Below are 12,847 nucleotides of genomic sequence, written 5' to 3'. Positions count from 1 at the left end.
GGGTCTGCGCGGTGACGGACAGGGCGGCGCGGGCGCGTCCCACGCGGACGAACCACACGGACGAACCACACGGTCACGAGGCATCGCGCGCCAGCTCCAGGGCCATCTCATCCCACCACTGGCCCGCTGCGGGGCCACCGTTGCACGTGCCGTCGGACTCGCCCGGGACCTTGGCCCACACGGTCGCGATCATCCCGGTCGCCCGTCCCGTCAGCCCGGGGTTCTGGCCCAATGCACGACCCCTCGGATTGCACCACTCGCCGGTGGAGCCGTTGCCGTTCCGCGACGTGTCGACCACGTAGGGCAGTCCCACAGCCGAGGCGACCTGGTCGGCCCACGCCTGCTCGGCGGACGTGTCGTCATAGTTCGACGTGTTCGTCGCGAAGCCCGCCAGATGCTGCGTGCCGACCTGCTCGATCCGAGCAGCCGTGTCCGCCGCGCTGTTCCAGCCCGCATGGCCGGCGTCGAGGAAGACCTCTGCTCCGGCGTCATCCAGGGTTCGCGCCGCTCCCGCCAGGAGCGCAGCACGGTCACCCTGACCGTCGCAGTCGCCCATCTGCGCGAGCGCGTCGGGCTCCAGGATGACCCAGACGGTCGCGTCGTCCGCGATCCCGGAGGCCACCTGGCCCACCCAGGCCAGGTATTCACCCTGCGCGGCACCTCCCGCGCTGTAGAGGCCGCAGTCGCGGCCAGGGATGTCGTAGACGACGAGCAGCGCGATCTGATCGGCGGCCGCGGCGTCGTGCGTGATCGTGCGCACCGTGCCTGCGACGTCGCCGCTCCACTCGCCCAGCCACGTGGCCGCCGGCTGGGACGCGATGCGCTCCAGCAACGCGGCATCGGCCTCCCGGCCCTGGTCCTTCGCCTGCTGGTACGCGACGTCGGCCTGGTTCGCGGCGTCGTAGAAGGAGGTCGGCTGGGCCGCCGTGCCGGTGCCGGTGCCGGTGCCGGTGCCGACGTTCGCGCCCGCGTCGGCACGCACCGAGACCTGGGGCGACGCCGAATCCGCACCCCCGGACGCCACCACCGCCGACGTCGTCGCTGCGGGAATGCTCGAGCCGGGCGACGGTTCTGCCGCGACGCCCGCGCAGGCGCTGACCGTGGCTGCTGCAGCGACGGCGGCAGCCAGCATGGCGACACGCCTCATCGGTTCCCCTTCCAGCAGCCGCCCCCGACCGCGCGCCACCATCGTGGCACATGGGCCTGACGCGGGCGCCGACGCCGACGCCGTGCACAGCATCACTGCGGGTGGACCGACGCGGGGGGATCGTGGCTGGAACTGGGCGGTGCACCCGGGCGCGCACTCGGCCCACGCGGTGCCATGAACCTCACCTCCAAGGCGCGCCGCCGTTTTGTCCGAATTGTCAGACCTCGATGGTCGAATGTACCCATGAGCGAATTGACCGACGTCCGCGCCGCGATCGCGGCCGTTCGCGCGCTCGCCGATGAGGCGCAGTCACTGCCTCGAGCCGACCTCCTGGCGCTTCAACGCGAGGTCTTCGCCGTGCGCCGCGAATGGGACGTGGTCGCGGCCCGCCTCGCAGCAGAGGTGACCCGCCGCTCGAAGCCGACCCACGGCGCGGTCGAGCTGGCGCGGCGGGAGGGATTCCGCTCGCCCGACGCTCTCGTCGCGTCGGTCTCCGGTGGAACGACGGCGGAGGCAGGACGACTCGCGCGCGTGGGCAAGGTCGTGGCCGACGCCGCACGTGCCCAGAGACGAGCCTTGGCCGGGACCGAGGTCGGGGCCAGCGACGCGGCAGATGACCGGGCGGGTGACCGGGCCGGTGACCGGGCCGACGATCCTGGTGCCGCGAGCCGGCAACACGACGGCGACCGCGCGAACCACGACGCAGCGCCGATCCTCCCTTTCCTGGCAGAGGCGCTCTCGCGCGGGCACCTCTCGGTCGACGCAGGTGCGCTTCTGGCAGGGGCCTTGGACCGTGTCGTCCGCGCGGTCGATCCCGAGGACCTCGCGCAGGCCGAGCGCGACATGGTGACCAAGGCTGTCGGGCTCCCGCTTCCGCAGGTGCGGCGCATGGTCGCCTTCGCTGAAGCGCGCATGGACCCGCGCGAGCTCGAGCGCCGCGAGGAACGCGCGCACCACGAGCGATTCCTGTCGATGAAGCACGAAGCGGACGGGTCGATGCTGCTCACCGCACGCCTCGACCCGGGTGCCGCCGCGCCAGTACGCGCGATGATCGATGCGTTCGTCCGCAACGCCTTTCAGATGGCTCGAGACGAGCGGCGGAGCCGTGGGCAAGGCGTCGCGATCGCGCCCTCAGCCGGTCAGCTCCGTGCCGACGCACTCACCTGGCTGGCACGGCATGCGCAGGGTTGCGAGTCGACCCACGCAGGAGTGAAGACCACTGTGGTCGTGCGCCTCACGCTCGACGATCTTTCGAACGGCGAAGGGACGGCCGCCATCGACGGCATGCCGACACCCGTCAGCGTGGCCACCGCACGCCGGCTCGCGGCCGACGCTGAGGTCATCCCCGCAGTGCTCGGCGGCGAGGGCGAGATCCTCGACTGGGGCCGCCGGCGACGGCTGTTCACCCAGGCCCAACGGCTCGCGCTCGTCGAACGCGACGGAGGTTGTGCGAAGTGCCACGCGCCGCCCGACTGGTGCGAAGCCCACCACGTCCGATGGTGGGAGCGAGACTCCGGTCGCACAGACCTCTCCAACGGCGTGCTGCTCTGCGTGCGCTGCCATCACGACGTGCACAGGGACGGGTGGAGCATCGAGGCACGCGGCACCAGGGTGTGGCTGATCCCACCAAGGCGGATCGACCCGAGCCGCACGCCCCGACTCGGCGGACGTGCACGCATCGACACCGCCGCGAAGGAGCCGCGCGCGACGAAGCAAGGTCACACCAACGGCAGCAGCGCAGTGAGGTCGGTGCGCTCGCCCGAGGCCTGCAACCGACCATCGGCCAGCGCGTCGGACCATACGAGCGCGCCGGTCGCGAGCGACAACCACGTCGCCGCGTCCGTCTCGATCACCGCAGGAGGAGTGCCACGAGTATGAGTCGTCCCCTCGATGCACTGGACAGCACCGAACGGCGGCACGCGCACCTCGACCGAACGGCCGGGAGCGCGCACCGAGAGCTCCTCGAGCAGGAACCGCACCGCCGTCGCCGTCGTCACGCGCTCAACGTCAGAGCCCTCATCCGCAGCCGCACGCCAAGCAGCCACGGCAGCCCTACCAGCAGCCACCGGGATGCGCCGGCGCGGGACCATCAGGCGAAACGGGACGGGATCGTCTCAGCCCAGACCTGCTCCAGCTCCGCCAGCGGGAGCGCGAACAGGCCCTGGAACTCAAGCGCTGCCTCCGAGCTCGCCTCGTGGTCATACGTGACGCCCACACGAAGCGCCGGAACGCCGCGTGCCTCCAGCATCGCGGTGAAGCGCGGCTCCTCGGTACGCGGCACGGCGACCAGTGCGCGGCCCTGGGATTCGCTGAGCAGCGCCTGGGCGGCGGTGATGCCGTCACGCTTGCAGATCTCGTCCACGACGATGCGCGCACCCACCCCGTAGCGGAGGGCGCCGAGCGATGCCGCAGCAAGGAGGCCACCCTCGCTCACGTCACGCGCGGCGTCGATCAGGCCGTCCCGAGAAGCGGCGACCAGCACCTCCGCCAGCACCTTCTCCGCCTCGAAGTCGACTACAGGCGGCAGACCGCCCAAGTGGCCCTGAAGCGCCGCGAACTGCGAGCCGTCGAGCTCGTCACGCGTGGTGCCCAGCAGGTACAGCACCTGCCCGCCCTCGCGCCAGCCCGACGGGGTGGCGCGCGTGACGTCGTCGAACACGCCCAGCACCCCGACGATCGCCGTCGGGTTGATCGACGAGTCGATCCGGCCGGGTTCGCCCGTGCCGTTGTAGAGCGACACGTTGCCACCCGTGACCGGGACGCCGAGCGTCTGGCACGCATCGGCCAACCCTCGGATGGCCTCCGCGAACTGCCACATCGAATCCGGATCCTCAGGCGAGCCGAAGTTGAGCCCGTCCGTGACCGCCACGGGCGTCGCACCAGCGATCGCGACCGCACGATACGCGGCAGCGAGCGACTGGCCCGCGCCCGCGTACGGGTCCAGCTTGGTGAAGCGGTCGTTGGAACGGGTGGCGATCGCGACGCCGCGGCCCGTCGACTCGTCCACGCGGATCACGCCCGTCGTGTCGGGGCGTGCCATCTTGGTGTTGCCCTGCACATAGCGGTCGTACTGGCTGGTCACCCAGCTGCGGTCCGCCAGGTTCGGCGACGCGAGCAGCTCGACCGCGGCCGCACGCAGCTCGTCGGGGTCCTCGGGAAGCGACGGCGCATGGTCGGCCTGAAGGCCGTCCATCCAGGCCGGACGTGCGTAAGGACGGTGATAGGTCGGTCCCTCGTGCGCGACCGTGCGAGGGTCCACATCGACGATCCGCTGACCGTGGTGATCGATGGTGAGGCGACCGGAGTCGTTGACCTCGCCGACCACAGCGGTCTCGATGTCCCACTTGCCGGTGATCGCGAGGAACTCCTCGAGCTTCGAAGGCTCGACGACCGCCATCATCCGCTCCTGCGACTCCGACATCAGGATCTCGCCCGCGTTCAGCGTCGGGTCACGCAGCAGGACGTCGTCCAGCCACACATGCATGCCGCCCGATCCGTTGGAGGCGAGCTCCGACGTGGCGCAGGAGATGCCCGCAGCGCCCAGGTCCTGGATGCCCTTCACCACGTCCGCCGCGAACAGCTCCAAGCAGCACTCGATGAGCACCTTCTCCATGAACGGGTCGCCCACCTGCACGGACGGGCGCTTGGCGGGGACACCATCCTCGAACGTCTCCGACGCGAGGATCGAGGCTCCACCGATGCCGTCGCCGCCGGTGCGCGCACCGAACAGCACCACCTTGTTGCCCACGCCCTCGGCGGAGGCCAGGTGGATGTCCTCGTGCCTCATCACACCCACGCAGAGCGCGTTGACCAGCGGATTGCCCTGATAGCAGGAGTCGAACACGACGCCGCCGCCCACGTTGGGCAGGCCCAGCGAGTTGCCGTAACCACCGACGCCGGACACGACGCCATGGACGACGCGGGCGGTGTCAGGGTGGTCGATCTCGCCGAAACGCAGCTCATCCATGACGGCCACCGGGCGCGCGCCCATCGCGAGGATGTCGCGGACGATGCCGCCCACGCCGGTCGCGGCGCCCTGGTAGGGCTCCACATAGGACGGATGGTTGTGGGACTCGACCTTGAAGGTCACGGCCCAGCCGTCGCCGATGTCCACGACACCGGCGTTCTCGCCGATGCCGACCATGAGGTGCTTCCTCATGTCGTCGGTGGTCTTCTCACCGAACTGCTTGAGGTGCACCTTGGAGGACTTGTAGCTGCAGTGCTCCGACCACATGACGGAGTACATCGCGAGCTCCGCCGCTGTGGGTCGACGGTCGAGCAGTGCGACGATGCGGTCGTACTCGTCCGCCTTCAGGCCCAGCTCGGCCCAGGGCATCTCCTGGTCCGGCGTCGCGGCGGCGTTCTCGACGGTGTCGGGCACGTGCGCGGGCGCGGCGGGCGTGGTGGTGTCGGTCATGGATGTCCTCACGGGAAAGTCCGGCGATGGATTACCGAACCAGGGTACCCGCGCGCGTGCAGGACTCCGAGCGCAGAGCGTGCATGGCCACCGCAGCCCGGTCCGTCGGGAAGCCGGCGTGCCCGCGGCCGGGGACCTGGCGCGGTCGTGGCGCTCGCATGCCCCCGAGGCGGGCTGCACGATGGCGCGCCCGATCAGTCGACCGCGTGCGCCGTCCGGGCCGCCCGTGCTTCCGCCGCCCGGTCGTCGGCTGCTGTCACGCCGCGCAGCACCCAGCGCACCGCATGCGCCTCATTCGCGGCGACCGTGCCCGACGGCACCGCCCGCGGACCCCAGCTGAAGCCGACGCCCTGCTGCACGGCGTCGATCGTGAGATGAACCGCTGCGTCGTCGAGCACCAGCTGGTACGGATGCGCGGCCGCCTCGATGGCCGCCTCGCTCACAGGCAGCGCCGCCGCCTGCAGCGGGCCTCCGAGCGACACCACCTGCAGGCCCGTGCCCGACGCATCGGTCAACGAGATCCATCGGACCCCGGTGTGGTTGCCCGTCGCCTGCGGCACCACCTGGGGGAACAGCTGGTCCGCCACCGTCGAGGACCACGTTCCAAGGAGGGTGCCCACCGTGCGATCCGACCAGGACTCGCCCGGTCCATCCCCGAACCAGGTGAGATCCGTCAGCGTCGGGTCGACCAGCAGCTCCACGCCCATCGCCGGGAGCTCCGCAGCCGTGTCCGCCGCACCCAGCGATACGTCCACCACCACGGCACCGTCCGGCTGCACCGCGTAGACGACGCGGTAGGCAGGGTCGCCGTCAACCGGCACCTGCGCCTCCACGGTCACGATCACCGAGCCGGCCGCGCCGCGGGACACGCGCACGTCCCCCACATCGAGGTTCGCGCCTGCGCTCCGCCACTGTCGCGCCGCCGAGGCAAGGCCGTTCCACTCGTCGTTCTGCGTGGTCGCCCGCCAGAAGTCCGCAGCGGAGGCGCCGGCCAGGAGCTCCCGCCCGTCCACCTCGTACGAGACGAGCGCGCCCGTCGACTCGTCCACCGCGACGGCCACCGAGTCTCCCGTCACAGTGACCGACCCTCCTGAGCGACGCACCTGAAGGGCCCCCGGCGAATCCGTCCCCGCGCCCGAATCGACGCGCGGCTCGGTCCCCGCGGCCCCGACGCTCCCGGTCCTCCCGGCCTCGTCGGCATCCCCTGAGACCGGATCCCCTGGCGCCGCCGCGCCCGACGATGCGTCCACCGACGCGTCCGCCGAGGTGGGCAACGCCACCTGCAACGCCGCCACCCTGAAGCCGGCATCTGCCCACGCCGTCGCCCCCTTCAGACGGAACTCGAGCGTGACGACGTGCTCCGCCCCGCGCACCACCGCGTCGGCCGCCGAGACGGGCAGGCCCACCCAAGCCGTCTCGCCCGCAGCGAGGGACAGGTCCAGGGTGCCGGCCGTCACCACCGAGCCGTCCGCCTCCAAGGTCCACGTCACGTCGTACGCGGCCAGGTCAGTCACCAGGTTCTCGTTGCGAAGCTCCACACGGCCCGCCACGGCGTCCGAGTCGACCAGCTCGACAGGCGCGTACACCGCCGCAACCGCCGCAAGCTCGGGTTGTGGCGTGCGGTCGGGCAGCACGAGGCCGTTCAGCTCGAAGGCACCCGACGTCGCGTACGAGCCCCAGTCGCCCCCGTACGAGAAGTAGGTCGCACCGGTGTCGTCGGTGATCGGCAGCCCATCGACGCCGCCTTCGACCGGCAGCCGGATCGCCTGGTCCGCCCAGTCCCAGACGAACCCTCCCTGCATGGTCGGGGACGAGTCGACGACCTTCCAGTAGTCCTCGATCCCCCCGACCGAGTTGCCCATCGCCATCTGATACTCGGTCATGATCCACGGGCGAGCGCCCCCCGCCTGCGCACGGGCCTCGAGCTCGTCCAGCGTCGGGTAGAAGACGCCATCGATGTCAGCGACCGTGCTGTCCTCCTGGAAATGCACCAGCCGACCCGGATCGGTCGCTCGCAGCCAGTCGGCGGCTCGCGCGAAAACCTCGCCGGGGCCCACCTCGTTGCCGAGCGACCACCACAGGACGGACGCGTGATTCTTGTCGCGCTCATACATGGTCGAGATCCGGTCCAGCACGGCCCCGTCCCACTCCGGGGAGCCCTCAGGGAACGGGCGCAATCCATGCGTCTCGACGTTCGCCTCGTCCATCACGTACATGCCGATCTCGTCAGCCAGACGGTACAGGGTCGGGCTCGCGGGATAGTGCGACGTCCGCACCGCTGTGATGTTCGCCTGACGCATGGCGATCAGGTCGGCGCGCATCTGCTCCTCAGTGAGCGCCTGCCCCACGTCCGGCTGCATCTCGCCCCGGTTCACGCCCTTGATGTCCAGCACATGACCGTTGAGACGCATCTGCCCGTCCACGATCTGGAACTCGCGGATGCCGATGCGCGTCGCCACCGTCTCGCGGACCTCGTCACCGCGCAGGAGCTCGTAGACGAGCGTGTACAGATCGGGCGTCTCCGCGGTCCACAGCCGCGCATCCGGCACCTCGAGGCTCGCCTCGACCGGCGAGGAGCCGCCCGCGGGCAGCACGACCTCGGTCATGCCCTCCTGCTGACCGGCGGGATCGAGCAGCGTCACGCGGACCGCGTCGGCCTCGCCCTCCGCCCTCGACACGTCAAGCACCGTCGTGACCGTGGCGCCCTGCAGGTCGTCGTGGACGTCGGTCGTCACCGTGTCGTCCTCGAGGTGGGCGTCGCCCACCGAGTACATCTCCACGTCGCGGAAGATCCCGCTGAGGTCGATCTGGTCCTGGTTCTCCAGCCACGACCCGTCCGACCAGCGGAAGACCCTCACCGCGATCGTGTTCACGCCCGCATGCAGCGCGTCGGTGACCTCGAACTCGGCGGGCGCGTAGCTGTCCTCGCTGTACCCGATCTCGACGCCGTTCACCCAGACGGTGAACGCCGACTTCACACCCTGGAACGCGAGGATCGTGCGCCGCCCCGACCAGCCGTCGGGGAGGGTCACCTCGCGTCGATACGAGCCGACGGAGGCACCCACGGTAGGCGTCGCAGGCGGCTCGATGTCCTCATATCCTTGCCACGGGTACACCGTGTCGAGGTAGGCGAGGTCACCCGTCGCGGAGTCGCCGTACCCGTCGAGCTGCCACTGATGCGGCACCTGGACCACATCCCAGTCGTCCACGTCGGTCGCCGGATCCACGAAGTCGAGCGACGCCGACGCCTCGTCAGGGGACCAGCGGAACGACCACGCGCCGTTCAGCGACATCAGCCACGGCGACTGACTCTCGGCCACCGTCGCGCCGACGCTCTGGACCGTCTGGGCGTCGGCCACGGGGATGGTCCGCGCCGTGCTGGGCAGGCGGTTCACCTCGAACGTCTCAGGAGTACCGGCCCATGGCCGTGCGCTCGAGGGCCAGCTCACGAAGGCGACGAAGCCCGCGACGAGCGCGATCGCGGCGCCCAGCACGATGCCACGGCGGACTCGGACGGATCCAGTCTTCATGGCGGCGCTCTCGTGTGTGGCGGTCGTGGTCGCGCCGATGCGGGAAGCCCCGGCGGGAAGCCCCGGCGGGGAGCTGCCTGGCGCGGTGCCAGAGTACCGGCGCCGCTCGCCAGGGGGCGCGTGGCGGCGGTGCGGTGCGCTGCGGCGATGCGGCGCGAAGTCGCGGTTCAGGGCAGACGCCCTGGGCAGCCGTTCAGGGCCACGTCGCCTACGGAGCTCCGGTCAGCCGGTCCGCGCCTGCGGTTCGGCCAGCTGCGCGAGCGTGTCGCGCGCCACGCGAAGCACGTCCTCCCAGACCCGTCCCGGCGCCGTCACGTGAAGGTGCACCAGCTCCTCCCAGGTGTACCCGTCGGAGCCAAGCCTCTCCGCGATGGCCGGAGCCACCCGAGGAAACAGGCCACCTAGCACCAGCGGCGCCTGGTCGGAGATCAGGAGCACGTGCGTGCGCCCGTCGAGGCGCGAGGTTCCGCAGTCCCGCACCAATGCACGGACTCCGGCCGCGGGGTGCGTCCGCGTCTCGAGCGCCTCACCCGGGCGTCGTCCCGGCAAGGCGGGCGATGGCATCGCTGCGCGGTCCAATGTTGCGCGCGACCCTTCTGACGGCACCTCCCGCCCGGCACGCGAACCGTCCTGCCCGGCTTCGTGCGCTGCCGACGGCTCGTCCCGGCCGACCGACGGCACCTCTCGCCCGACCGACGGTTCATCCCGACCGGCTGACGCGGGTGCCACGGGATCCATGCGGGGCCGCCACGGCTCCTCGCCCGCGAGCGCCTGCTCGAGCGCGCTCAGCAGAGCATCATCGCCCTGCGCGTCCTCAGGTGCCATGACACTTCCTTCGTCAGATTCCGCCCCTTCCATGAGAACGCACCACGGCGGCTTCTGCACCCGATGCGACCCCGAGTTCACGCCTCACGATCGGCGAACGCCTCGCGCTCGCTCACAGCCGCGGAACCGGCTCCCGGATCGCGATCCGGCTCCCCGCCATGCTGTGCGGACGCAGACCGACCCTCGAACGCCTGCCGCAACGACTCCGAGTCCTCGGGAGTCCACTCCACCTCCGGCTCGAACACCACGCCCGACGTGGGCGCCGAGGGCTGATCCTGCTGGACGCGCGCCTTCGCGCCGCGGTCACGGAGCAGCAGCCAGGCAGCACCCGCAAGCGCCAACGCGAGCCCCACCGCGAGCGCGAGAGGCAGCGGATGCACACCTCCGATCGTGAAGGTGGTCGAGTGAAGATGCTGTGTCATGTGATGCCCTTGTCCGCCGTCGAGTCCCCCAGGCTGTCCGCAGACGCTAGCATTCGGACAAATCGGAGCAAAGGGTCGGCCGTGGCGCCTGTGGACAGCAGCGCCCTAGGGTGACCTCATGACCTTGCTCGTCACGGCGCTCGCGCTCATCGCAGCGGCCGTCGCGGTACGGCTGGCGCTGCAGCTCCGCGCCGAACGGCGCCGCTCCGCCGAGCTCGAGGCCGTGAAGGAGCGGGACGCCGCCGCCGCGCTCGAGCTCGCCGCCTCCGTCGAGCGAGCCCGGATCGCGCGCGAGATGCACGACGTCGTGGCCCACACCCTGTCCGTCGTCGTGGCGCAGGCCGACGGGGGCCGCTTCGCCGGCCGAGTCGACCCCGATGCTGCCTTGCGCGGCCTCGAGACCATCGCCGACGTCAGCCGCTCCGCCCTCACCGAGATGCGGGCGCTGCTCGGCGTGCTGCGCGACGCCGACGGCGAGGCGCAGCTGGGCCCGCAGCCGTCACTCACCGACATCCCGGCGCTCGTGGCCGCGACACGTGACGGCGGGCTCGACGTCAGCTACGTGACGACGGGCACCCCACGCCCCGCACCCATCGGCGCCGGACTCGCCGCCTACCGCATCGTCCAGGAAGCGCTCACCAACGTCCTCAAGCATGCCGGCCCGTCCCCGAAGGCATTCGTACAGCTGACGTGGGAGGCCGACGCGCTCGCCGTCACCGTCGCGGACGACGGCCGTGGCGCGGCCGCGCGCGGCGACGGTGCGGGACTCGGGATCGCAGGCATGGCGGAGCGCGCCAGCGCGTTCGGCGGCACGCTCACTGCCGGCCCGAAGGCGGGCGGCGGATTCCTGGTCAGGGCGCGAATGCCACTGGGACCTCGGGAGGGTAGCCTCACCTCAACGTCGGCGCCTGTGGCCGGCCCGGAACCAGGAGAAGACGGATGAGCGAAGAGCGCGAGGTGCTCACGTGGCAGGGCTACGGCGAGGCGTCACGGGAGCTGGCACAGATGGTCGCGGACTCCGGCTACGAGCCTGACCTGGTGGTCGCCGTCGCGCGCGGCGGGCTGCCCGTCGGCGGCGCCCTGTCCTACGCGCTCGGGACGAAGGGCGTCGGCACGCTCAACGTCGAGTTCTACACCGGCATCGACGAGCGGCTCCCCGCGCCCGTGGTGCTCCCGCCGCTGCTGGACACCGAGGCGATGCGCGGCATGAAGGTGCTCATCGCGGACGACGTGGCCGACACGGGCGAGACGCTCGCGCTCGTGAAGTCGCTGATGGAGCAGTACGCCGCTGAGGTCCGCACCGTCGTGCTGTTCGCCAAGTCACGCTCCGTGATCGACCCCGACTACGTGTTCAAGCGCACCGACCTGTGGATCACCTTCCCGTGGTCGGCGCTGCCGCCCGTCACCCCTGGCAAGCCGCACCCCGAGCTCGGCGAGGTCTGATCCTCCCCCTGGATCGACCGGGGGCATACTTGCGCCCATGACCATCCGTGTGGCGCTCGTGGACGACCAGCAGCTGATCCGCGCCGGCTTCCGGATGGTCGTGGACTCGCAGCCCGACATGGAGGTCGTCGCGGAGGCCGGCGACGGCGCGTCGGCCGTGTCGACCCTGCTCGCGCTCGAGCCGCCCGCCGACGTCGTGCTCATGGACGTGCGCATGCCCGGCATGGACGGCATCGCTGCCTGCGCGGCGCTCACCGCCGCATCGGGGTCGAAGGTGGTCATCCTCACGACCTTCGACCTCGACGAGCACGTGCTTGCCGCCATCCGCGCCGGAGCATCGGGGTTCCTCCTCAAGGACACGCCGCCCGAGGACCTGCTGGCAGCGATCCGCACCGTGAGGGACGGCGACGCGGTGATCGCTCCTTCGTCCACGCGCCGCCTGCTGGACCGTGTGGCGGCCCTGCCGGAGCCAGTCGACGACACGCGGCTCGCAGACCTCACCGACCGCGAGCGCGAGGTGCTGCTGCTCATGGCTCGCGGCCTCAGCAACCAGGAGATCTGCGCTGAGCTGTTCCTCGCAGAGCCGACCGTCAAGACCCATGTGGGCCGAGTGCTGGCCAAGCTGGGAGCACGCGATCGGGTGCAAGCCGTCGTGATCGCGTACGAGACGGGGCTGGTCACGCCGCACGCGTGAACGTCGAGCGCGACGTCGTGGGCGACGTCGTGGGCGACGTCGTGGGCGACGTCGTGGGCGAACGGCGGTCTCGCTAAGCGTCTTTATTGTCTATCCGTGATGCGCCCACCCCCGTCTCGCCGTCACGAACGTCTATCTGAGGCGGGCGAGGGTTCGCGAGACCTGCGCGCGCGAGCAATCGATCCCGTTCGCCCCGCGGATCGCCCCCCACCCCCGCGGATCGCCTTCCGCGCCACGCACTCGCCCTCCACCCCCGCGGATCGCCTTCCGCGCCACGCACTCGCCCTCCACCCCCGCGGATCGCCCCCCACCCCCGCGGATCGCCCTCCACCCCCGCGGATCGCCTTCTACCCCCCAAACATCGACATT

General features: G+C 71.1%; 9 protein-coding genes and 1 pseudogene. 4 read left to right on the top strand and 6 right to left on the bottom strand.

Going from position 1 to position 12,847, the window contains the following annotated elements; translation table 11 throughout:
• Positions 1-73: 73 nt before the first annotated feature.
• Positions 74-1,147 carry a glycoside hydrolase family 6 protein gene (locus tag RN607_RS01275; protein ID WP_313543809.1) on the bottom strand — a complete coding sequence of 358 codons (1,074 nt, stop codon included), beginning with the start codon at positions 1,145-1,147 and terminating at the stop codon, positions 74-76.
• A 174-nt stretch (positions 1,148-1,321) separates the two neighbouring features.
• On the opposite strand from RN607_RS01275, the pseudogene RN607_RS01270 reads away from it, so the two are divergent.
• Positions 1,322-2,665 (top strand): annotated as a pseudogene (locus RN607_RS01270) (DUF222 domain-containing protein); the annotation flags it as partial.
• Between the two features lie 200 nt (positions 2,666-2,865).
• Here RN607_RS01270 and RN607_RS01265 read toward each other — a convergent pair.
• The 5 genes from RN607_RS01265 to RN607_RS01245 all read right to left on the bottom strand — a co-directional run bounded on the left by RN607_RS01265 (position 2,866) and on the right by RN607_RS01245 (position 10,341).
• Positions 2,866-3,237, bottom strand: coding sequence for a sterol carrier family protein (locus RN607_RS01265; protein ID WP_313543807.1), 372 nt, complete (start codon positions 3,235-3,237; stop codon positions 2,866-2,868).
• On the bottom strand, positions 3,237-5,564 hold the full coding sequence (purL, locus tag RN607_RS01260; protein WP_313498980.1) for a phosphoribosylformylglycinamidine synthase subunit PurL: 2,328 nt from the start codon (positions 5,562-5,564) through the stop codon (positions 3,237-3,239). Before purL ends, RN607_RS01265 begins: the two co-directional genes overlap by 1 nt.
• A 194-nt stretch (positions 5,565-5,758) precedes the next feature.
• Positions 5,759-9,094, bottom strand: coding sequence for a glycoside hydrolase family 2 TIM barrel-domain containing protein (locus RN607_RS01255; protein ID WP_313543805.1), 3,336 nt, complete (start codon positions 9,092-9,094; stop codon positions 5,759-5,761).
• Positions 9,095-9,316: 222 nt separating this feature from the next.
• Positions 9,317-9,919, bottom strand: a complete 603-nt coding sequence (locus RN607_RS01250; protein WP_313543803.1) for a hypothetical protein — start codon at positions 9,917-9,919, stop codon at positions 9,317-9,319.
• A 77-nt stretch (positions 9,920-9,996) separates the two neighbouring features.
• Entirely contained in the window at positions 9,997-10,341 is a 345-nt protein-coding gene (locus tag RN607_RS01245; RefSeq protein WP_313543802.1) for a hypothetical protein, read from the bottom strand.
• A 118-nt stretch (positions 10,342-10,459) separates the two neighbouring features.
• Here RN607_RS01245 and RN607_RS01240 point away from each other — a divergent pair, with 118 nt between their 5' ends.
• The 3 genes from RN607_RS01240 to RN607_RS01230 are packed head-to-tail and all read left to right on the top strand — an operon-like array spanning position 10,460 to position 12,478.
• Positions 10,460-11,284, top strand: a complete 825-nt coding sequence (locus tag RN607_RS01240; RefSeq protein WP_313543800.1) for a sensor histidine kinase — start codon at positions 10,460-10,462, stop codon at positions 11,282-11,284.
• Complete coding sequence (locus RN607_RS01235; protein WP_313498963.1) at positions 11,281-11,784, top strand: phosphoribosyltransferase; 504 nt, start codon at positions 11,281-11,283, stop codon at positions 11,782-11,784. Before RN607_RS01240 ends, RN607_RS01235 begins: the two co-directional genes overlap by 4 nt.
• Positions 11,785-11,821: 37 nt before the next feature.
• Entirely contained in the window at positions 11,822-12,478 is a 657-nt protein-coding gene (locus RN607_RS01230) for a response regulator (protein WP_313498960.1), read from the top strand.
• The last annotated feature ends 369 nt before the right edge of the window (positions 12,479-12,847 follow it).

It is taken from the genome of Demequina capsici, assembly GCF_032102965.1.
GTDB lineage: Bacteria > Actinomycetota > Actinomycetes > Actinomycetales > Demequinaceae > Demequina > Demequina capsici.
This window is presented reverse-complemented; position numbering and strand designations above follow the sequence as displayed.